This window comes from Mesorhizobium sp. L103C131B0 (assembly GCF_000502275.1).
Classification (GTDB): Bacteria; Pseudomonadota; Alphaproteobacteria; order Rhizobiales; family Rhizobiaceae; genus Mesorhizobium.
On sequence record NZ_AYXC01000002.1, the window covers coordinates 172,504 to 193,332 of the forward strand.

Genomic DNA, 20,829 nt, shown 5'->3' on the forward strand with positions numbered 1-20,829 from the left:
AACGCGTGACCCCGCGCAAGCGCATTCGCAAACACCTGCGCAACGATTTGTGGTTCACTCGGTTGATACAGGGAACGAGCCCGAAGGGCCGGATCAGGAGAAGACTATGCGCGTCGGTTGCCCCAAGGAAATCAAGAACCACGAATACCGCGTCGGCCTGACGCCGGGCTCCGTCCGCGAATATGTCGCGCATGGTCATGAAGTGCTGGTCGAAAGCGGCGCCGGCGCCGGCATCGGCGCCGATGACAATGCCTACCGCGCCGCCGGCGCCACCATCGCCAGGACCGCCGCCGACGTGTTCGCCAAGTCCGACATGATCGTCAAGGTCAAGGAGCCGCAGCCCAACGAATGGGCGCAGCTGCGCGACGGCCAGATCCTCTACACCTATCTGCACCTGGCCCCGGATCCGGAGCAGACCAAGGGCCTGCTCGCGTCCGGCGTCACCGCAATCGCCTATGAGACCGTAACCGACGACCGCGGCGGCCTGCCGCTCTTGGCGCCGATGTCGGAAGTTGCCGGCCGCCTGTCGATCCAGGCCGGCGCGACCGCGCTGCAGAAGGCCAATGGTGGCCGCGGCGTGCTGCTCGGCGGCGTGCCCGGCGTACTGCCCGGCAAGGTCACCGTGCTCGGCGGCGGCGTCGTCGGCCTGCATGCCGCCCGCATGGCCGTCGGCCTCGGCGCCGACGTCACCATCATCGACCGCTCGATCCCGCGCCTGCGCCAGCTGGACGACCTCTTTACCGGCCGCGTCCACACCCGCTACTCCACAGTCGAGGCGCTTGAGGAAGAATGCTTCTCGGCCGACATCGTCGTCGGCGCCGTGCTCATCCCGGGTGCTGCTGCACCCAAGCTGGTGACTCGCGAAATGCTGTCGGGCATGAAGAAGGGCTCGGTGCTGGTCGACGTCGCCATCGACCAGGGCGGCTGTTTCGAGACCTCGCACGCCACCACCCATGCCGAGCCGACCTATGAGGTCGACGGCGTGATCCACTACTGCGTCGCCAACATGCCGGGAGCCGTGCCGGTGACCTCGGCGCACGCGCTCAACAACGCGACGCTGCATTATGGCCTGCAGCTGGCCGACAAGGGCCTGAAGGCGCTGGTCGACGACCACCATTTGCGCAACGGCCTCAATGTCCACAGGGGCAAGATCACCAATCGCGCCGTCGCCGAAGCACTCGGCTATGAGCTGGTCGAACCGAAAGTGGTTCTGGCTGCCTGACCAGACGCCTTAATCGACTCAAGCAGTTCTGCCTCCCTCACCCGCCGGTTGCGCCGGCGGGTTTTTTATTGGCCGCGTGCTCACAAATTGCGGGCTCTAAGGCAACATCACGGCGAAACGGCCCGGCTTGGCGGTGCTTTTGCCTATCGATGTGGCATTTTTGTCATTCCAATATTAGCGAGCATCCTGTTAGAACACGGACGGGTTTGTTCTATGCTAAGGGGCTAAAATGTTCATTTCTGCTAAATCCGTTCTTCTCGGCGCCGTTTCGGCAATGGCTTTGATATCGGTAGCGCATGCCGCCGATGTTGTGCAGCCGGTGGAAGAACCTGCCGGCTTCAACTGGAGCGGCGCCTATGTCGGCATCGGCGGCGGCTTCGGCGCCACCGTGCACCGCATCAGCGTCGACCCGTTTCTCGACTTCAATGGCCTCGGCGGCAACGGCGTGTTTGGCGAAATCACCGCCGGCTACGACTACATGGTCTCTGAACGCTTCCTGCTCGGCGGCTTCATCGACGCCAACATCGGGAATATCGGTCCGTCGATCAGCCTTCCGGGCGCTGATATCGACCTGACGAACGCTTATGGCTTCGACGTCGGCTTGCGCGCCGGCTATCTCCTGAACCCCGATACGCTCGGCTATGTGCTCGGCGGCTACACTTGGAACCATTTCAAGCTCGAGGGTTCGGGCTTTGCCGACGGTCTTGATTTCACGGAGAACCGTGGCGGCTATGTCGTCGGCGTTGGCATGGAAACCGTGCTGCGCGGCAACTGGACGATTAAGACCGAGTACCGCTACGCCAACTATGGCGACGACTCGGTGGCTGACCTCGGCATTATCGGCGGCCCGGGAACCTCTCTGGATGTCGAGCCGTCCAGCCACACCTTCCACATCGCGGCCAACTACCGCTTCGGCGCCCAGAATGGCGGCGGTGCCTCGTTTGCTGCTCCGACCTACAACTGGACCGGCTTCTATGTCGGCGGCGCGCTTGGCGCCGGCACCGTGGTGCATGACCTGACGCTCGCCAGCGCCCTCGAATTGGATGGCATCGGCGGCGAAGGCGTGTTCGGCGAGGCGAGCATCGGTTACGACCATGATTTCGGCGGCTGGGTCGCCGGCGTTCTGGTCGACGCCCGCTATTCCGGCATACGCTCGAAGTTGGACATTCCGGGTGGGTCGATCAAAGGCGATGCCGACTATGGCTTCGATGCCCTGGCCCGCATCGGCGCCAAGGTCAACGAATCGACGCTGGCCTATGTCCTCGGTGGCTACAGCTGGCAGCATTTCGACCTGCATGCTTCGCCTGGCGGCGACATCACCGACTGGGGCTCAAGCGGCTTCTCGGTCGGCGGCGGCCTGGAAACGGCCGTCTCCAGCAACATGACGCTTGGTCTCGAATACCGCTATTCGCAGTATGAGAAAGAGGATTTCGGTTCGGGCGGCTTCCTGACCGACGAGCCTTCCTTCCAGACCGTTCGCCTCGGCGCGAAGTATAAATTCAACTAAAGCCGCTCCGGCAACGGTCGAAGCCCGTCGGTCAATTCCGGCGGGCTTTTTCTTTGCGCAAAACCTGACATCGGCATTGAACAGGCCGGCGGACAACAAAAAGCGGAGCCAAAGCCCCGCTTCCTCGGTTGTCGAGATCCCCGCCGGTTCATCCGCGGTCGGCAAATCCATCGACACTCGTCTTTTAATGGACGAATGCGACGGGAGTGCGACAGCTCACCGGCAATCGGCGCGCCACCACGCCGGCGACGATCGCGGCGCTTATGTGAAGTGCTTCACATCAGCCATTCGAAAAACATGCGCAGACAGGGATGCCAACTTGACGGATCGAGCCGTCACACGGTTCCCAACTGCCCGCCAGACCACCGGCGGGCATCTTTTTGTCAGAAACGCTCGATGCGGCACTGAAAACAATTGTTGCGCGCCGAGCGGACGTGGACATAGGCGATGTCGTCGCGCTCAAACAGCGTCTCTGCCAGCGCCGCAATGCCGCCAGTCGGAATGACGCCGCCGCTGCCATAGACGATGCGGTCGTCCGCACCATAGCCGCGCACGATATAGTCGCTGCTCTCAAGGATCTCTGGAAGCGCTTCCGTCTCGGCTGCGCGTTCGCATTCCAGCGCATGCAGGAAGATCGGCCCTGTCTCGGCGTAAGGCTGCAACGCCGGAAACGGCCGATAGGCCATGATCAGATAGCCATCGCCTTCGGCGACGTTTCTCAGGCAATGCCGGCACGGCACGCCGTCGCCATCGGAAACCTTCCGCTCCGGCGTTTGGCCATAGGCGTCCGCCCCGCCGCGCTGCAGCGCTCTCACATCTTCAGTCGGCAAGGCTTTGAACTGGACGGTCATGGCTAAATCTCCGGTGTGGTTGACCGGAAATTATGCCCCCGCCGAGGTGCTTCCCACCCGATTCCTGTCAACTGTCAGCAGCCCGGCCAGTCTCAGGCCGGACTGCTTCGGCATTGGGCAGGTCCCGCGCCGGCTCAGCGGATGAAATCGTCGAAGCGGCGCAGCGTCACCCGGCGGCTGCGCCAGTTCTCGTCTTGGGTCCGCACGAGCAGGAATTCCTCGCCATGAACGGTCGGTTCGGCCTTCAGTCGGAGAAAGTCACGGCCGCATGACGCTGGCCGAGCGCTCGGCGAACGACAGCGGATGCACGGTCTCCTTCTTTTGCGCCACCGGCGCAAAACCGAGCTTCTGGTAGAGCGGCAAGGCAGCCGGATGGTCGAGCGTGCAGGTCTGCACCGTCACCCGTTTCGGCCCATACGACCATGCTGCGGCGATCGCCGCACCGAGGAACCAACGGCCGATGCCTTGCCCGGTCGCATGTTCCATCATGCCGAAATAAGCGAGTTCGACTTCCTCTGGCAAATGCGGCTTGAGGTCGAAGAACCCGGCCGGCGCGCCGTCGAGATAAAGCACCCTGATGTCGCGGTCCTCGCGGTGGATGCCGGCGGCAAGCTCGTCATCGTCCAGCCTCAGCACATTGACCCAGTGCCATTTGCGTCCGACCCGATCCATCAGATAGCGGTAGAAATGCAGCGGAATGTCCTTGGTCCTGAGCAGCGCGATCTGCCTGTTGTAGGGCAAGGGCGGCGAATAGGCCGGCGGCACATGCATTTCCAGAAACGTGACCGTAACCTCGATGTCGTCCAGCGCGCCATTTTCCATCGCCATCATTCCTTGCCCGTCACCACGGGCGTGTCTGCCAGCCCGCCCCATTCCGTCCATGAGCCGTCATAGAGCCGGTTGTCGGTGTGGCCGAGCGTCTCCAGCGCCAGAGTGACGACAGCCGCCGTGATGCCGGAACCGCAAGAGGTGACGACCGGTTTCGACAGATCGATACCGGCATCCTCAACGGCCTTGCGCAACTGGTCCTTCGACAACAGCGCGCCGTCCTGTGACAGCGCCGAATAAGGCAAATTGTGCGCGCCGGGCATGTGGCCGGAGCGAACACCCGCGCGGGGCTCTGGCTCGGCGCCGGTGAAGCGGCCCGCGCCTCGGGCGTCCGCAATCTGGCTCTCGCCAGTCTCGACGATGCGGCGCATGTCGGCAAGGCTGGCGACGCGAGCGGCATCGAAATCGGCATGAAACACATTCGGCGCGATCTTGGTCGGCTCCGCCGTCACCGGCCGGCCCGCCGCCTTCCAGCGGTCGAAGCCGCCGTCGAGCACATAGACCTGGAACACGCCCATGACGCGGAACATCCACCAGGCGCGCGGCGCCGAGAAGAAACCCGGACCGTCATAGACGACAATGGTGTCGTCGGCCGAAATTCCCATGGCGCCTACATATTGCGCGAAATGCTGTGGCGAGGGCAGCGTGTGCGGCAGCTTGGCATCTGGATCGGAGGCCGCATCATGATCGAAGAATCGCGCACCCGAAATATGCGCAGCCTCATACTCGGCGCGCGCATCGCGCTTCTGCGCCGGCAGATACCAGGATGCATCGACGATCGTCAGGCCGGGCTCGCCAAGACGGCTCTGCAACCAGTCCGCATCGACGGTGAAAGGGCTGTCATCGGCCATTGTTCTTCTCCTGCTCCGCCTTGGCGAAGCATTGCTTCCTGTTGACCATGATCTTCCCCGAAAACCCGCTTCCACTTTTCGGGATCATGGTTCGTTCAAGCTACCGGCATTGGTCCGAAGCGAATGCGAAAACGCCGGTTTTCACGGCCCTTCTTCTCGATCTTGCCGATATGGGTTTCACCGACTTCGCCGGTGCTTTTGACATGGGTGCCGCCGCAGGGCTGGCTGTCGATCGAAGCGTTGTCGCCGATGCAGACCAGGCGGATCTTGCCGGTGCCGGCGGGCGGCCGGACAGTCTTGGATTTCACCAGGCCAGGATTGGCTGCCAGTTCCTCGTCGGTGATCAGCCTGACGAAGATCGGATGATCGGCCCGCACCAGCTCCATCAGCCCGGCGGTGACGTCTTCCCTGGTGAAGCCGGCATCGGGAGCGTCGAAGTCGACGCGGCTGTCATCTTCGGAAACCGCAGCACCGGTAATCGGAAACGGACAGACGACGGTGAGCAAATGGCAAGCTGCGTGCATGCGCATCAGGAGATGCCGCCGCTCCCAGTCGATGGCGAGTTTCACCCGCTCGCCCACCTCGGGTGCCGGCTGCTCCGGCGCCGGCACATGGATGATCTCGTCCTTGGTCTCGCCGGTGATGGTGGCGGCAATGGCGATGCGGCTGCCGTCCGCGCGCTCTAATGTGCCGGTATCGCCAGGCTGGCCGCCCGATGTGGCATAGAAGATGGTCCGGTCGAGAATGATGCCGCCGCGCTCGTTGATGGCGACAACGGTGGCGTCAGCCTCTCTGAGATAGGCGTCGTCGCGAAACAGCGCTTCTGTTCTGTGCGCCATCAGGCGACCTTCTCATACGGCACCGAAATTGTGCTGCGCTCATCCATCCAGCCCGGCACCGGCAGGTTCTTCTCACGCAGGAATTCCGGGTTGAACAGCTTCGACTGGTAGCGCGTGCCATAGTCGGCAAGGATGGTCACGATGGTGTGGCCGGGGCCAAGCTCGCGCGCCAGCCGGATCGCGCCGGCAATGTTGATGCCGGTCGAACCGCCGACGCACAGGCCTTCTTCCTGGATCAGGTCGAAGACGATCGGCAGCGCCTCTTCGTCCGGCACCTGGAACGAGAAGTCCGGCGTGAACCCATCGAGATTTGCCGTGATGCGCCCCTGCCCTATCCCTTCGGTGATCGAGCTGCCGTCGGACTTCAATTCGCCACTGGTGTAGAAGGAATAGAGCGCCGCACCCAGCGGATCGGCGAGCGCGATCTTGACGTTGCTGCTCTTGGCCTTCAGCCCGAAGGCGACGCCGGCCAGCGTTCCGCCCGAACCCACCGCCGAGACGAAACCGTCGACCTTGCCGCCGGTCTGCGTCCAGATTTCTTCCGCCGTGGTGCGGATATGGCCGTCGCGATTGGCAACGTTGTCGAACTGGTTGGCCCAGATCGCGCCGTTCGGCTCCGACCTCGCCATCTGCTCGGCCAACCGCCCCGACAGTTTCACGTAATTGTTGGGGTTCTTGTAAGGCACCGCCGGCACTTCGATCAGCTCGGCACCAAGCAGCTTGATCGTGTCCTTCTTTTCCTGGCTCTGGGTGTCGGGAATAACGATCACTGTGCGATAGCCCAGCGCCTTGGCAACCAGCGTCAGGCCAATGCCGGTATTGCCTGCCGTGCCTTCGACGATGACCCCGCCCGGCTTCAACAGCCCGCGCTGTTCGGCGTCGCGGATGATGAACAGGCCGGCGCGATCCTTGACCGACTGGCCGGGGTTCATGAACTCGGCCTTGCCCAGGATCTCGCAGCCGGTCTGCTCCGAGGCCTTGTTGAGGCGGATCAGGGGCGTGTTGCCGATCGCTTCGATCACAGAACGGGGCATCCGGGATTCCTTATGTAGCTGCGGCGAGACCCTAGAAACCCGAAGCTTGCGTTTCAAGGCAAGAATTCGCCTGGTCCAGAGCATGATGCCGAAAAGTGTGAGCGGTTTTCGGCCGACATCATGCTCTATTCCCTTGATTCAGAGTCGGATGATGGCAGGTCTGTTCGACCTGCCATCATCCGACTCTGGGCGCATTTCGGGCACTGCAATCTCCCGCGGCCGGACAACGCGCGATGACGATCATTTCAACCAGTACGGAAAAGCGCTCTTTTCATTCGATTTTTTCACCGCTAGAGCACTAATGACAGATCGGCAGGGCGCAGAATGACACTTTACCGGGCCAACCCGAAGCACGGCGTCGCCTGGATAACCGGCGGCAGCAGCGGCATCGGCCGTGCGCTGGCCAAGGACCTCGCGGCAAAGGGCTTTGTCGTCGCGGTCACCGCACTCGACGGCGACCCACTCGACGCGCTCATCGTCGAGACGGCGCAGATGCCGGGACGTGTCGTCGCCTACCCTTGCGACGTCACCGATGAGCCGCGCATGGCAAGCACGGTGGCGGCGATTGAAAAGCAACTCGGGCCGATCGTGCTCGCCGTCTTCAACGCCGGCAACTACATCGCCACGCCCGGCGAAGACCTCAGGGTCCGCGACTTTCGCCAGACCTTCGAGGTCAACTATTTCGGTATCATCAATGGCCTCGTCCCGCTCATGGAGCGCATGCGCATCCGTGCGCGCGGCCATATCGTGCTTGTCGGATCGGTTACCGCCTATTTCGGCTGGCCGACCACGGCGGCCTATGGCGGCTCGAAGGCGGCGATCAACATCCTGGCCGAGTCGCTGAAATACGATTTCGACAAGATGAATGTCCGGATCCAGGTGATGAATCCGGGCTTCATCGACACGCCGCTGACCGAAAAGAACATGCTGCCGATGCCGGGACTGATGCCGGTCAACCGCGCCTCGCGCCGCATGCTGCGCGGCATCGAGCATGGCGGCTTCGAGGTTACCTTCCCTCACCGGCTGAGCTGGGGGCTGAAGGTGCTGGCACTGCTGCCAAGGCCAGTCTGCCGGTGGTTCATCAGCACGGCGACCCGCTGGACAGGGCGGCCGCTGAATTTCGACCGCAAGCCGCCGAACCAATAGCTGTCCACAGTCCGGCTGTTGCCTGACTGCACCGGCCGCCATAGGCTTTAGAATTGTTGTGGAGTCTGAGATGGGGCGACGGATCGTGCTTGCGGTGCTGGGCGTCGTCATCATCCTTGTCCTGGCCTTCCTGCTTGGTCCGCGCGTTCCCGTCGACACCACGATCCATTTCGATGACAAAGTGATCGGCGACGATCCGCAAGCGTATATCGCGCATGAAGAGGCTGCCGTGCCCAACGTCCGCGACGGGCTCGAGAAAGAAATCATCTGGGCCGATCCGATGGTTCACGCCAGGACGCCATTAGCGATCGTCTATATCCATGGCTTTTCGGCATCGAAGGGCGAGGTTCGCCCGCTGGCCGACGAGGTCGCCGACCAACTCGACGCCAACCTTTTCTACACCCGCCTCACCGGTCATGGGCAGGACGGCGCTGCTATGGCGCAAGGCAGCGTCAATGCCTGGATCAACGACTATGAGGAGGCGCTCGCCATCGGCCGAGCCATCGGCGACAAGGTGATCGTCATCGGCACCTCGACCGGTGGATCGCTGGCGGCATGGGCGGCGACTGAACCTGGCGCATCGGACGGCGTCGCTGCAATCGCATTCATCTCGCCGAATTTTGGCATCAGGGCTTCAGGCGCCGAGCTGCTGACCATGCCCTGGGGCAGGCAGATCGCCGATTTCGTCGGCGGCAAGGAGCGCAGCTTTCCGACCCGCAACGCGCTGCACGAGAAACTCTGGACGCACACATATCCAATGGCAGCTGTGCTACCGATGGCGGCGCTGACCAACCTTGCCTACGCAGCGCCTGTGGAGAAGGCAACCATACCGGCGCTGTTCATCTTCTCGGATTCCGACAAGGTGGTGCGCCAGGATCGCACCCGCGAAATCGCCGGCCGCTGGGGCGCACCGCATGAACTGGTGCCCGTCGACGACAATGGCGATCCCGACGACCACGTCATTGCCGGCGACGCGCTGTCGCCCCCGACCACGGCTTTCCTGGCGCAGCGGATCGTCGTGTGGGTGAAGGCAATTACCGGGCAGCCCTAAACGAAAAGGACGGCCGAAGCATTGCCCCGGCCGTCCTCATATTCAATCGTCAGCAATCAAGCCAGGCTCGACGAGCCTGACCGGTTCGTCTGATCAGGCAGCCCGCGCAGCGGGCCGCTTGCCGCCGAAGCGGCGCTTGTTGTTGCCCTTGAAGGCCTTGGCGCCTTCCGGCTTGCGCTCGCTTGCACCCGCAAAGGCCGGCTTGTCACCAAAACGCTTCTTGGCGAAGCCGTTGTTCTGGCCACCGGGCCGCCTGCCGTCGCGACGGCCATTGCGGTCGTTGCGATCATTGGCGGGCTCGAAGCGCTCGTTCTTTTCGGCCGGATTGCGCACCGGATCCGGGCTGCCGAGATGGTCGGCAACGATCGGCAGCTTGCTGCGGATGATGCGCTCGACCTGACGCAGCTTGCTGTTTTCGGAAGGATCGCAAAGCGTGATGGCGATGCCGTCCATGCCGTTACGGCCGGTACGTCCGATGCGGTGGACATAGCTTTCGGCCTCATCCGGCAGGTCGAAATTCACCACATGGCTGATGCCGGGAACGTCGATGCCGCGCGCCGCGATGTCGGTCGCGACGAGAATGCGCACCGAACCCTCGCGGAAATCGTTGAGCGCCTTCTGGCGGGCGTTCTGCGACTTGTTGCCGTGGATGACGGCGGCCTTGAAGCCGTCGCGCTCGAGGTCCTTGGTCACCCGGTCGGCGCCATGCTTGGTGCGCGAGAAGATGATGACGGACTTCATTGCCTCGTCGGCGAGCATCGTCGACAGCACCTGGCGCTTCTGCTTGGTGCGGGCAAAGACGACGCCCTGCACGATCTCGGCGGCCGCGGTGCTCTGCGGCGCGACTTCGACGCGGATCGGGTTCTTCAACAGGCCCTTCGCCAGCTCGGCGATTTCGTTGGGCATGGTGGCCGAGAACAGCACCGTCTGACGGTCGGGCGCGGTCGCCTTGGCGATCCGCTTGACGTCGTTGATGAAGCCCATGTCGAGCATGCGGTCACCCTCGTCCAGCACCAGCCATTTGGTGTCGGAGAGAATGAGGTCGCCCTCGCGCACCAGGTCGGTCAGGCGGCCGGGCGTGGCGATCAGGATGTCGACGCCGGGCGCAACCTTCTTCACCTGGCTGAAGCGCGAGACGCCGCCAAGCACGAGAGCGGTCGAGACATGCGCGCCCTTGGCGAGGATCTTGATGGTGTCCTCGATCTGGACGGCGAGTTCGCGCGTCGGCGCCAGGATCAGCGCACGAGTGGTCTTGGCTCGGCGCTTGGTGCCGAGCGCGATGATCTTCGACAGGATCGGCAGCGCGAAGGCAGCGGTCTTGCCCGAGCCGGTCTGGGCGATGCCGAAGATATCACGGCCTTCCATCTGCGGCGGGATCGCCTGCGTCTGGATCGGCTTCGGCTCGGTGAAGCCGGCGCCATGCGTCGCCTTGAGCAGCGCGCCGGTAATTCCAAGAGCTGCGAAACCGGTGAGTTCCGTAGTGTTGCCGGCCGAGATTGCGTTACCGGCTGAGGTGTTTTCGTTGGTCAAAATAGTCTTCTTTCACGCGGTCTTGGCCGCAAACATCGATGGCGGCAGGGCGCAACCTGCCGTCGAAAAATTTGATATGAAACGACAAGGCGGGCGGACGGTAACGTCCACTCGGCTGCGCTGTCGTGCCCGCAGGCGTCATGCCACGGGGCTCTTTCGCCACTTCGTGATGTATCGGAAAGAGAGGCCGATATACCGGAAAGAGGGAAAACAGACGCAACCAGTCTCATTTGTCGAGAAGGCCGGAATCTCCGGCCCAAGCGCCTATGGGCTGCATATGGCTGAGTTCGCTCCGGAATGCAAGGGGCCACATGTTGCAGCGCAATAATCGAGGCCGAAAGCGGCGCTTGCACGCGCCTGCAGGCATCATTACCACAAAGGCAGCTGCCATTTCTGGGGACCGAGCGATGAAGGACGTGCTGAAGGAACTTGAGCGCCGCCGCGAGATCGCCCGCATGGGCGGCGGCCAGGCCCGCATCGACGCCCAGCACAAGAAGGGCAAGCTCACCGCGCGCGAGCGCATCGATGTCTTTCTCGACGAAGGCTCGTTCGAGGAGTTCGACATGTATGTCGAGCATCGCTCGACCGACTTCGGCATGGAGAAAACCAAGATCGCCGGCGATGGTGTCGTCACCGGCTGGGGCACCGTCAATGGCCGTCCGGTCTATCTCTTCGCCAAGGATTTTACCGTCTTCGGCGGCTCGCTGTCGGAGGCTCACGCCGAAAAGGTCATCAAGGTGCAGGAGATGGCGCTGCGCAACCGCGCGCCGATCATCGGCATCTACGACGCCGGCGGCGCCCGCATCCAGGAAGGCGTGGCGGCGCTAGGCGGCTATGCCGAGATCTTTCAGCGCAACGTGCTCGCATCCGGCGTCATTCCTCAGATTTCCGTGATCATGGGCCCGTGCGCCGGCGGCGACGTCTATTCGCCTGCGATGACCGACTTCATCTTCATGGTGCGCGACACCTCTTACATGTTCGTCACCGGGCCGGATGTGGTCAAAACGGTCACCAACGAGACGGTGACGGCCGAGAGCCTTGGCGGCGCGTCCGTCCACACGACCAAATCGTCGATTGCCGACGGCGCCTACGACAATGACGTCGAGGCGCTGTTGCAGATGCGCCGGCTGGTAGACCTTTTGCCCGCGTCAAATACGTCGGAGCTTCCTGAGATCGAGTGCTACCAGTCGGTCACCGACCATGATCTGTCGCTCGACCGGCTGATCCCAGACAACGCCAACAAGCCTTACGACATCAAGGAGCTGATCCTCAAAGTTGCCGATGAAGGCGATTTCTTCGAGATCCAGCAGAACTTTGCCAAGAACATCGTCACCGGTTTCGGCCGCGTCGAAGGCCGCACCGTCGGCTTCGTCGCCAACCAGCCGATGGTGCTGGCCGGCGTGCTCGATTCCGACGCAAGCCGCAAGGCGGCGCGCTTCGTGCGCTTCTGCGACTGTTTTTCCATTCCCATCGTCACCTTCGTCGACGTCCCCGGCTTCCTGCCCGGCACCGCGCAGGAATATGGCGGCCTGATCAAGCATGGCGCGAAACTCCTGTTTGCCTACGCCGAGGCGACCGTGCCGAAAATCACCGTCATCGCCCGAAAAGCCTATGGCGGCGCCTATGACGTGATGGCCTCAAAACATCTGCGCGGCGATATGAACTATGCCTGGCCGACGGCGCAGATCGCGGTGATGGGGGCGAGAGGCGCGGTCGAGATCATCTACCGTAAGGATATCGGCGACGCCGAAAAGCTCGCAGCCCACACAAAGGCTTACGAAGACCGCTTCCTGTCGCCCTTCGTCGCCGCCGAACGCGGCTATGTCGACGAGGTGATCATGCCGCATTCGACCCGCCGCCGCATTGCCCGGGCACTGCGCATGCTGCGCAACAAGGACATGCAGAACCCTTGGAAGAAGCACGACAACATCCCGTTGTAACATCCAATGTCGCGACTGATCATCAGCGCCGGTCGGCGGTTTGGCAGGTTCACGGTCCTGTTTTTCGTTGTTCCCGCCCTCGTCATCTTCTGCGTCTGGATGTCCCTGCTCGACAACCATCCGATCTGGTTTATGGCCAGCGGCTTCGTCGTCATGCCGATCGCCACCACGGCCTTGGCATTTCTGTTCGGCACATTGTTTGCGGGCTTCCGACGCAGCAAGATCAAAGGCGTCAGTGAAGCAGAAGCGCCCGGCCTGTGGGCGCTGTGGCGGAGCGTCGCCGGACCGCGCCGTGCTGCGCGCACGGTTGTCATACTAGAGGGCAACCTGAACGCCAGCGTGCGCGAGGAGCGCACGCTTCTCGGCCTTCTCGGCAATCGGCTGTTTCTAACCATTGGCATCCCTCTCCTCGCAGTGACCGATGAAAGAGCGCTTGCCGCGATCCTTGCCCATGAGGACGCGCATGTGCGCAACAAGGATACCAATGGCAGCCTCAATCTCGCTGAGTTCGAAAACGGTTTCGGATTTGTCTTCGAGTATGCCCCGCCCGGAACCACGATCACAGGCAGCCTGCTCCACGCCGCTATCGGCTGGCTGTCGCAATCGTTCGAGCGGGAAGAAATCCGGCTTTCGCGCGAAGCGGAGATCAAGGCAGATCGACACGCGGCATCCTCCGGCGACGCCGAGCACGCCGCACGCGCGCTGTTGCTTCTTGCCACGGCAGACGTGCATTTCGCGGAGACGGTCTATGACCCTTTGCAGCATGAATTGCGAGGTGCTTTGCGTCCGCCGCGACCGCCGCTCGAGCGCATGCTGGAAGCTGCCGGCCAGCTGCGAGAACCCATTTGCCTCAATGTTTGCGCCCGCAAGGCGTGGGCAAGCCCGGATGACGCAAAGTCCACCCATCCATCATTGGCTCAACGGCTGGCGGCGCTTGGCTACACGGAGCCGCCCGACCTGGACCCGATCGCCGTGACCGCGCTCTCGACGCTGCTGAACTCGAGCGTAGCACAGCGCCACATTTCGGAATTCGACACCAAATGGACTGCGCGGATGGAAGACTATCTCCAGCGCTGAACTGGTGGTCGCCCAACTCGCAGGCTCACTCCTCTTCCGCCGCCCCGAACCCCGCATCCCTGGGGGCGCTGGTCGCGCTCGCCCAAGGCGTCGCGTGGTTGTCGATGCGCATCTGGAAGATGAAATAGGTCGGCGAGCAGTAGCCGATGCCTTTCACCTTGGCGGCGCCCGGCGTGTCGGGCGGCAGCGACTGGCACATATAATCCTCGCGGCAGAAATGATCGGCCGAACAGGCGGGACGGTTGCCGCGGTTGACCGCGCCGCCGAGGCACTGGTCGAAATTGTTGGTGGCGACGCAGGTGTCGAATTTCTTGCCGCCGACCATGCCGCAAATTTCCGATGGCATCGGCTTGCCCGTCTTGAAGGCGGCGAAGCTGCGGTCCTTGTCGTCGCAGCCGCGATAAGCGATGCCTGCCGGTACGCCGATTTTCGGTGGCCGGCAGGTGTAGGCGGTCCGCGAAAAGGTCGGCGCAAAAGCAGCGAACTGGCCGGTGATCTTGTAGCGGTCGTTGAACGGCTGAGACGGGTTGCTGGCGATCGACCCGGTCAGGCAGGGATGGCCCGAAAACATCTTTGGACTGTCCTTGGGCAACAGACATTGCGCCAGCGTGGTGCGCACGCCTGAGGCCGTCGCCAGCGGCGTGCAGACGGTGCCGCTACCGCATTGCCAAGTCGCGCCGAAGCGTCTTGCATCATCCGGCATCAGGCACGTCATCGCCATCTCGGCCGGGGCGTAGTCGACATCGCCGGCATCGGTCCATGTCGCCGGCGGCGCAAAGGACAGCGGCCGGTAGCGGTTCGGCTCCTTGCCTTCTTCGGTCGCGCGCAGCCAGGCCTCACGTCGCGCAATCTCGGCATGGAGATGCGGCGAGATGCCGACTTCGATGCGGTTGAGCGGCGACGTCGTTTTGTCGTCGAGGCCGATGAAGTGAAAGCCGGCCGTCGAGCCCGCCTGGTGGCAGCCCTGGCAGGCGCCATTGTCCAGCCGCTCGACCAGCGCCTCCGGTGTCCGCACCAGCTTTAGCGCCGCATAGTCCAGGCCGGCGAAATCCGCTGGCTGGAACAGCGGCGTGAACGGATGGTTGGCCTGTCTCGCGCTGCCGAAGGTCGACCACGAAATGATTTTCTTCGCCAGGAATTCGTCGGGGATTTCGTAGACGCCGAGATCGACCGCCGCGACATCGGCGATGACGTAGTCGGCGAGCCTTTTCTTGAGTGCAGCATTGTCCGAGAGCTGCGCAACGTCAGGCGTATTCTCCAGCGGCTTCTCGCTGATGGCAGCGCCATCGATGCCGAAGATCCGCATCAGATAGGCCGCCTGCCCGCCGAATTCGGTCTCCTGTCCCGAGGGAAAACGCACCACCTGCGCATTGAGCTCAAGCTGTTTGAAGTTCAGTTCCTCCGGTGCCAGCGGCCCGCCGGCCAGCCAGCCGGCATCAACGTTTTCGTCGATCTGCGGTGTCCAGCGCCCGGCAACGCCGACGCAGCCGCCATCGGCATCCGGCGCCACGCTGTAGACGGCGTTGAAATTGAATGGCAGCCGCGATGCCAGAACCTTGCCGTTCTTGCGGAAACTGTAGGCCAGGCGATAGACAAAGCGCACCTCGCCACAGCTCTTGTCACCTTGCAGCGCGGTGAAGTCACGCCGGTCCAGCCGGTTGACGACGCCGACCAGGCGGAAGCGCGCGGCCTCGGTCTTCAGCCAGCGCATATCCATGATGCGGCCGACATTGCCGTCGGTCACCTCGTAGAGCGTGCGCCCGCCGGCCTTTATCTCGGCCCGCAGCGTGGCAATATCGGCCGCAACCATGTCGACAACGGCACGATAGGCCGGCGCCTCACTGTAGAGCGTCTTCAGATCGTCCGGGCCGTCGACGGCGAAAATGCGGGCGAAGCCAAAACCCTTGACATCGAGGGCGGCGAGCACCGCCGGATCGTCGACGATGGTCACGGGCTCTTGAGCACGCACGCCATGTGACGCGAACAGCGCGATGATGGCCGCAACGACGAACGCGAAATGCTTCATCTGATCGCCACCTTCTGCCGTGCATCGACCAGTTCACGCAGCACCGGCACCAGTGCCAGCGGGAGATCCTCGGCGATCAGACCCGGTCCAAAGCGGCTGCCGGCCTCGGCGTGTATCCAGACCGCTGCGCAGGCGGCCTCGAATGCCTGCATGCCCTGCGCCAGCAGCGCGGCGACAATGCCCGCCAGCACGTCGCCGGAACCGGCGGTGGCGAGCCATGGTGCACCATTGGCGTTGATCACCGCGCGGCCGTCCGGCGCCGCGATGACGGTGTCGGCGCCCTTGTAGACCATGATGGCGTTGGCTCGTTCAGCGGCTGCGCGCGCCTTGGCGAGTTTCGACTGCTTCTTGTCCTTCGCGATGTCGGGAAAAAGTCTGGCGAATTCGCCCTCATGCGGCGTCAGCACCAATACCGGCGCCAACGGGAGCAGCGCGGCGTCGAACAGGGCCTGAGGCTGATGCGCCAATGACGTGATGGCGTCAGCATCCAAGACAATGGCAGGGCGCTGAATTCCGAATGAACTCGTCGACATGCGGTTTAGGTCAGCGACCGTCGCGATCAATTGCAACGCGAAATCCCCCACCTTGGGTTTCGGCCCGAGCCCTGGTCCGAACACAAGTACTTCGGGGTGCCTCGCCGACAAAAATTCCTGCACTTCCTCCATCGAACCGGCCTCGCGCAGCATGATCGATGTCAGATGCGCGGCGTTTACCTGCATGGCATTTTCAGGCGAGAGCACGGTCACCGCCCCTGCCCCGGCTCTGGCTGCAGCCATCGCCGACAGCCGCGCCGCACCTGTCGCGCTCGGCCCGCCGGAAAAGACGCTGACGTGGCCGCGCTTATACTTATGTGTATCGACCGCCGTTTTCGGAAAACTGTATAGCCAGAAGTCAGGCGTGTTCTCGAACGTCTTGATCTTGAACTCATCGACGATCGCATCCGGAATGCCGATATCGGCGACGATGATCTCGCCGCAGAGGCTGCGCCCCGGCATCAGCAGATGGCCGGGCTTTTTCCGCACGAACGTCACCGTCACGTCGGCTTTGAAATAAGCGTTGCTCAAGCCGGTCTCGCCCGACACGCCAGAAGGCAGGTCGATTGACACCACAGGCACGCGCTCCGCCGCGGCCAATCCTGAGACGGCAGAGGCATGCAGGGATATCTTCTTCGACAATCCCGCACCATAGAGCGCGTCCACGACGACTTCACCCGGTTCCGGGTAGCAGTGTCCGATGTGCTCGACCGGCAGATTGCAGGCCTCGGAAGCTCGCGCCGCATCACTCCCGGGCTTCTGCTTGCCTTCGGCCCAGAGCGCCACATTCACACCAGCCTCGGCCAGCAACCGCGCTACAACATAGCCGTCGCCACCATTGTTGCCGGGGCCGCACAGCACGTGCACGCGGCTTGCTGCGGGATAGCGTGCCAGGACCACAGCAGCGACCGCTTCGCCGGCGCGCTGCATCAGGCCATAGCCGTCGAGCGGACCGGCCGCGATCGCCAGCCGGTCGGCCTCGCCCATCTCGGCCGGCGACAGGACTTCATTGCTCATGGATTGCCGATCCCGCATTTCGTTCAAGGCCGACCCCTTTGTCCCTATCGAGCATTGTCCAGTTTCGGATTCGAAGCAAACGGCCAGGTGCTGCGTTGGCGTGCGGCCAATCCTTTCGCAGACTGGTGCCACGGATCCGCGCGGGCCTGCAAAATGCGCAATCTGCCTAATTATCGTGCAGACGCCCGAAGCGGCAATGTGTAGGCTTCGGGCAGCTTTGCCGCAGCCGAAGCAGAGGATGACGCGAATGTGCATCCCGGCGCGGCGCGGCATTGGAATTGCGCGAAACCGCTTCGCGTGGGCTGAAATTGGCACGGTTCGTGCTTGATGGAGGCGCAAGCGGGGCGCACAACCCGTTTTTTTGGCAGTGGAGGCCACTTTTTACATGAAAAAGATCGAAGCGATCATCAAGCCGTTCAAGCTAGACGAAGTGAAGGAAGCGCTTCAGGAGGCCGGTCTGCAAGGCATTACCGTCACCGAGGCCAAGGGCTTTGGCCGCCAGAAAGGCCATACCGAACTCTATCGCGGCGCCGAATATGTCGTCGACTTCCTGCCCAAGGTGAAGATCGAAGTCGTGCTGGGCGACGACGCCGTCGAAGGCGCCATCGAAGCCATCCGCAAGGCGGCGCAGACCGGCCGCATCGGCGACGGCAAGATCTTCGTCTCCAATATCGAGGAGGTCGTTCGCATCCGTACCGGCGAAACGGGGATGGACGCCGTCTGAGCTTTCTGATTTCAGATTAACGTCTCCTCGAAACGTCATCACACAGGGAAGAAACGACATGACGACAGCCAAAGACATCATGAAGCAGATCAAGGACAACGACGTGAAATTCGTCGACCTGCGCTTCACCGATCCGAAGGGCAAGCTGCAGCACGTCACGATGGATGTCATCGAGGTCGAGGAAGACATGTTCGCGGACGGCGTCATGTTCGACGGCTCCTCGATCGCCGGCTGGAAGGCGATCAACGAGTCCGACATGGTGCTGATGCCCGATGCGGACACCGTCCATATGGATCCGTTCTTCGCCCAGTCGACCATGGTCATCCTGTGCGACATTCTCGATCCGGTCTCCGGCGAATCCTACAACCGCGACCCGCGCGGCACCGCCAAGAAGGCCGAGGCCTACATGAAGGCCGAAGGCATCGGCGACACCATCTATGTCGGCCCCGAAGCCGAGTTCTTCGTCTTCGACGACGTCAAGTACAAGGCCGATCCCTACAACACCGGGTTCAAGCTGGACTCGACCGAACTGCCGTCCAACGACGACACCGACTACGAGACCGGCAATCTCGGCCACCGCCCGCGCGTCAAGGGCGGCTACTTCCCTGTGCCGCCGATCGACAGCGCGCAGGACATGCGCTCCGAAATGCTGACCGTGCTCGCCGAAATGGGCGTGCGCGTCGAAAAGCACCATCACGAGGTTGCCGCTGCCCAGCACGAGCTCGGCATCAAGTTCGACACGCTGGTCCGCAACGCCGACAAGATGCTGATTTACAAATATGTCGTGCACCAGGTCGCCAACGCCTATGGCAAGACGGCCACCTTCATGCCGAAGCCGATTTTCGGCGACAACGGCTCGGGCATGCACGTCCACCAGTCGATCTGGAAGAACGGCAAGCCGACCTTCGCCGGCAATGAATATGCCGGCCTGTCGGAGTCGTGCCTGTTCTACATCGGCGGCATCATCAAGCACGCCAAGGCGATCAACGCCTTCACCAACCCGCTGACCAACTCCTACAAGCGCCTTGTGCCTGGCTATGAAGCCCCGGTGCTGCTCGCCTACTCCGCGCGCAACCGTTCGGCCTCCTGCCGCATTCCGTTCGGCTCGTCCCCGAAAGCCAAGCGCGTCGAGGTCCGCTTCCCCGATCCAGGCGCGAACCCCTACCTCGCTTTCGCCGCCATGCTGATGGCCGGCCTCGACGGCATCAAGAACAAGATCCACCCGGGACAGCCGATGGACAAGGATCTTTACGATCTGCCGCCGAAGGAACTGAAGAAGATTCCGACCGTCTGCGGTTCGCTGCGCGAAGCGCTGCAAAGCTTGGACAAGGACCGCGGCTTCCTGAAAGCCGGCGGCGTCTTCGACGACGACCAGATCGACTCTTACATCGAGCTCAAGATGGCCGAAGTGATGCGCTTCGAAATGACCCCGCATCCGGTCGAATACGACATGTACTATTCGGTCTGAACGATAAGCCTCAGCGACAAGGAAAAACCCCGGCGTCAGTTCAGACGCCGGGGTTTTTGTTTGACCAATAGCAGACCGTAGACGTGGTAGCAGCAGGCTACGGCGCAGGCTTACGAAGCCTGCGCCGCTATAGATGCTTAGGCGGCCGCCGAAACCTGGGCGCTGGTCGAAACCTCCGCGATGGTCTTCAGGATCTGCGAAGCGATCTGGTAGGGGTCGCCCTGCGAGTTCGGGCGGCGGTCTTCCAGGTAGCCCTTGTAGTCATTGTTGACGAAGGAATGCGGCACGCGGATCGAGGCGCCGCGGTCGGCGATGCCGTAGCTGAAGCGGTTCCACGGCGCGGTCTCATGCTTGCCGGTCAGGCGCTTGTCATTGTCCGGGCCGTAGACGGCGATGTGGTCCATCAGGTTCTTGTCGAATTGAGCCATCAGCGCTTCGAAATAGGCCTTGCCGCCGACTTCGCGCATATAGGCGGTCGAGAAGTTGGCGTGCATGCCCGAACCGTTCCAGTCGGTGTCGCCAAGCGGCTTGCAGTGATACTCGATGTCGATCTCGTATTTTTCGGTCAGGCGCTGCAAGAGATAACGGGCCATCCACATCTGGTCGGCGGCCTTCTTGGAGCCCTTGCCGAAAATCTGGAATTCCCACTGGCCCTTGGCCACTTCGGCGTTGATGCCTTCATGGTTGATGCCTGCTGCGAGGCAAAGGTCGAGATGCTCCTCGACGATCTGGCGCGCGATCGGGCCGACATTCGAATAGCCGACGCCGGTGTAGTACGGGCCCTGCGGCGCCGGATAGCCGCTCTCGGGGAAGCCGAGCGGACGGCCGTCCTTGTAGAAGAAATACTCCTGCTCGAAGCCGAACCAGGCGCCCTCGTCGTCGAGGATGGTGGCGCGCTTGTTGGACACATGCGGCGTCACGCCATCTGGCATCATCACTTCGCACATCACCAGCACGCCATTGCTGCGGGCCGGGTCCGGGAATACGGCGACCGGCTTCAGCACGCAGTCGGAGCTGTGGCCTTCGGCCTGCTGCGTCGAAGAACCGTCGAAGCCCCACAGCGGCAGCTGCTCGAGCGTCGGGAACTCGGCGAACTCCTTGATCTGGGTCTTGCCGCGAAGATTGGGGACCGGCGTGTAACCATCGAGCCAGATATACTCGAGCTTGTATTTCGTCATTCTAGAG

The 20,829-nt window shown here is 62.6% G+C and carries 17 protein-coding genes and 1 pseudogene; 8 read left to right on the forward strand and 10 right to left on the reverse strand.

Going from position 1 to position 20,829, the window contains the following annotated elements; genetic code table 11:
- Positions 1-106: 106 nt before the first annotated feature.
- Positions 107-1,222 (forward strand): alanine dehydrogenase, encoded by a 1,116-nt coding sequence (gene ald / locus X730_RS160340; RefSeq protein WP_023688436.1) that lies wholly within the window; start codon positions 107-109, stop codon positions 1,220-1,222.
- Between the two features lie 229 nt (positions 1,223-1,451).
- Complete coding sequence (locus X730_RS160335) at positions 1,452-2,729, forward strand: outer membrane beta-barrel protein (protein ID WP_031196598.1); 1,278 nt, start codon at positions 1,452-1,454, stop codon at positions 2,727-2,729.
- Between the two features lie 383 nt (positions 2,730-3,112).
- On the opposite strand, the gene X730_RS160330 is transcribed toward X730_RS160335, so the two are convergent.
- The 6 genes and pseudogenes from X730_RS160330 to X730_RS160310 form a co-directional block, all read right to left on the reverse strand.
- Positions 3,113-3,580, reverse strand: coding sequence for a DUF1203 domain-containing protein (locus tag X730_RS160330; RefSeq protein ID WP_023825591.1), 468 nt, complete (start codon positions 3,578-3,580; stop codon positions 3,113-3,115).
- 134 nt (positions 3,581-3,714) lie between these two features.
- A pseudogene (locus X730_RS1000000168485) lies at positions 3,715-3,807 on the reverse strand (OmpA family protein); the annotation flags it as partial.
- Between the two features lie 31 nt (positions 3,808-3,838).
- Entirely contained in the window at positions 3,839-4,402 is a 564-nt protein-coding gene (locus X730_RS160325; RefSeq protein ID WP_023682574.1) for a GNAT family N-acetyltransferase, read from the reverse strand.
- A gap of 5 nt (positions 4,403-4,407) precedes the next feature.
- Entirely contained in the window at positions 4,408-5,259 is an 852-nt protein-coding gene (gene sseA, locus X730_RS160320; protein WP_023825592.1) for a 3-mercaptopyruvate sulfurtransferase, read from the reverse strand.
- A gap of 95 nt (positions 5,260-5,354) precedes the next feature.
- A complete protein-coding gene (locus X730_RS160315; protein WP_023825593.1) occupies positions 5,355-6,098 on the reverse strand; it encodes an alanyl-tRNA editing protein in 744 nt (247 codons plus the stop codon).
- Entirely contained in the window at positions 6,098-7,132 is a 1,035-nt protein-coding gene (locus X730_RS160310; protein ID WP_023825594.1) for a cysteine synthase A, read from the reverse strand. Before X730_RS160310 ends, X730_RS160315 begins: the two co-directional genes overlap by 1 nt.
- Before the next feature lie 324 nt (positions 7,133-7,456).
- Between X730_RS160310 and X730_RS160305 the strand changes: the two genes are divergently transcribed.
- Positions 7,457-8,278: an SDR family oxidoreductase gene (locus X730_RS160305; protein ID WP_023825595.1), complete on the forward strand. Its 822-nt coding sequence runs from the start codon at positions 7,457-7,459 to the stop codon at positions 8,276-8,278.
- Between the two features lie 70 nt (positions 8,279-8,348).
- Positions 8,349-9,329 carry an alpha/beta fold hydrolase gene (locus X730_RS160300; protein WP_023825596.1) on the forward strand — a complete coding sequence of 327 codons (981 nt, stop codon included), beginning with the start codon at positions 8,349-8,351 and terminating at the stop codon, positions 9,327-9,329.
- Between the two features lie 93 nt (positions 9,330-9,422).
- On the opposite strand, the gene X730_RS160295 is transcribed toward X730_RS160300, so the two are convergent.
- A complete protein-coding gene (locus X730_RS160295; RefSeq protein ID WP_023688427.1) occupies positions 9,423-10,826 on the reverse strand; it encodes a DEAD/DEAH box helicase in 1,404 nt (467 codons plus the stop codon).
- Between the two features lie 440 nt (positions 10,827-11,266).
- Between X730_RS160295 and X730_RS160290 the strand changes: the two genes are divergently transcribed.
- On the forward strand, positions 11,267-12,799 hold the full coding sequence (locus X730_RS160290) for an acyl-CoA carboxylase subunit beta (protein ID WP_023701765.1): 1,533 nt from the start codon (positions 11,267-11,269) through the stop codon (positions 12,797-12,799).
- Positions 12,800-12,805: 6 nt separating this feature from the next.
- The gene (locus X730_RS160285) at positions 12,806-13,876 is read left to right on the forward strand and encodes a M48 family metallopeptidase (protein ID WP_023688425.1); all 1,071 of its coding nucleotides are present in this window, start codon (positions 12,806-12,808) and stop codon (positions 13,874-13,876) included.
- A 25-nt stretch (positions 13,877-13,901) separates the two neighbouring features.
- On the opposite strand, the gene X730_RS160280 is transcribed toward X730_RS160285, so the two are convergent.
- Together X730_RS160280 and X730_RS160275 are read right to left on the reverse strand one after the other, a co-directional pair.
- The gene (locus X730_RS160280; RefSeq protein WP_023755201.1) at positions 13,902-15,902 is read right to left on the reverse strand and encodes a hypothetical protein; all 2,001 of its coding nucleotides are present in this window, start codon (positions 15,900-15,902) and stop codon (positions 13,902-13,904) included.
- Positions 15,899-17,452, reverse strand: coding sequence for a bifunctional ADP-dependent NAD(P)H-hydrate dehydratase/NAD(P)H-hydrate epimerase (locus X730_RS160275; protein WP_023825597.1), 1,554 nt, complete (start codon positions 17,450-17,452; stop codon positions 15,899-15,901). Before X730_RS160275 ends, X730_RS160280 begins: the two co-directional genes overlap by 4 nt.
- A 385-nt stretch (positions 17,453-17,837) precedes the next feature.
- On the opposite strand from X730_RS160275, the gene X730_RS160270 reads away from it, so the two are divergent.
- Together X730_RS160270 and glnA are read left to right on the forward strand one after the other, a co-directional pair.
- Positions 17,838-18,176 carry a P-II family nitrogen regulator gene (locus X730_RS160270; RefSeq protein ID WP_006205430.1) on the forward strand — a complete coding sequence of 113 codons (339 nt, stop codon included), beginning with the start codon at positions 17,838-17,840 and terminating at the stop codon, positions 18,174-18,176.
- 58 nt (positions 18,177-18,234) lie between these two features.
- Positions 18,235-19,644: a type I glutamate--ammonia ligase gene (glnA, locus tag X730_RS160265; RefSeq protein ID WP_023672775.1), complete on the forward strand. Its 1,410-nt coding sequence runs from the start codon at positions 18,235-18,237 to the stop codon at positions 19,642-19,644.
- Between the two features lie 137 nt (positions 19,645-19,781).
- On the opposite strand, the gene X730_RS160260 is transcribed toward glnA, so the two are convergent.
- Positions 19,782-20,822, reverse strand: coding sequence for a glutamine synthetase beta-grasp domain-containing protein (locus X730_RS160260; protein WP_023691256.1), 1,041 nt, complete (start codon positions 20,820-20,822; stop codon positions 19,782-19,784).
- Positions 20,823-20,829 lie beyond the last annotated feature (7 nt).

What these genes read in the sequence shown, in the direction of transcription:
- ald (WP_023688436.1), top strand. Translation starts at nt 107, where the DNA reads ATGCGCGTCGGTTGCCCCAAGGAAATCAAGAACCACGAATACCGCGTC.
- X730_RS160335 (WP_031196598.1), top strand. Translation starts at nt 1,452, where the DNA reads ATGTTCATTTCTGCTAAATCCGTTCTTCTCGGCGCCGTTTCGGCAATG.
- X730_RS160330 (WP_023825591.1), bottom strand. Translation starts at nt 3,580, where the DNA reads ATGACCGTCCAGTTCAAAGCCTTGCCGACTGAAGATGTGAGAGCGCTG.
- X730_RS160325 (WP_023682574.1), bottom strand. Translation starts at nt 4,402, where the DNA reads ATGGAAAATGGCGCGCTGGACGACATCGAGGTTACGGTCACGTTTCTG.
- sseA (WP_023825592.1), bottom strand. Translation starts at nt 5,259, where the DNA reads ATGGCCGATGACAGCCCTTTCACCGTCGATGCGGACTGGTTGCAGAGC.
- X730_RS160315 (WP_023825593.1), bottom strand. Translation starts at nt 6,098, where the DNA reads ATGGCGCACAGAACAGAAGCGCTGTTTCGCGACGACGCCTATCTCAGA.
- X730_RS160310 (WP_023825594.1), bottom strand. Translation starts at nt 7,132, where the DNA reads ATGCCCCGTTCTGTGATCGAAGCGATCGGCAACACGCCCCTGATCCGC.
- X730_RS160305 (WP_023825595.1), top strand. Translation starts at nt 7,457, where the DNA reads ATGACACTTTACCGGGCCAACCCGAAGCACGGCGTCGCCTGGATAACC.
- X730_RS160300 (WP_023825596.1), top strand. Translation starts at nt 8,349, where the DNA reads ATGGGGCGACGGATCGTGCTTGCGGTGCTGGGCGTCGTCATCATCCTT.
- X730_RS160290 (WP_023701765.1), top strand. Translation starts at nt 11,267, where the DNA reads ATGAAGGACGTGCTGAAGGAACTTGAGCGCCGCCGCGAGATCGCCCGC.
- X730_RS160285 (WP_023688425.1), top strand. Translation starts at nt 12,806, where the DNA reads ATGTCGCGACTGATCATCAGCGCCGGTCGGCGGTTTGGCAGGTTCACG.
- X730_RS160280 (WP_023755201.1), bottom strand. Translation starts at nt 15,902, where the DNA reads ATGAAGCATTTCGCGTTCGTCGTTGCGGCCATCATCGCGCTGTTCGCG.
- X730_RS160275 (WP_023825597.1), bottom strand. Translation starts at nt 17,452, where the DNA reads ATGAGCAATGAAGTCCTGTCGCCGGCCGAGATGGGCGAGGCCGACCGG.
- X730_RS160270 (WP_006205430.1), top strand. Translation starts at nt 17,838, where the DNA reads ATGAAAAAGATCGAAGCGATCATCAAGCCGTTCAAGCTAGACGAAGTG.
- glnA (WP_023672775.1), top strand. Translation starts at nt 18,235, where the DNA reads ATGACGACAGCCAAAGACATCATGAAGCAGATCAAGGACAACGACGTG.
- X730_RS160260 (WP_023691256.1), bottom strand. Translation starts at nt 20,822, where the DNA reads ATGACGAAATACAAGCTCGAGTATATCTGGCTCGATGGTTACACGCCG.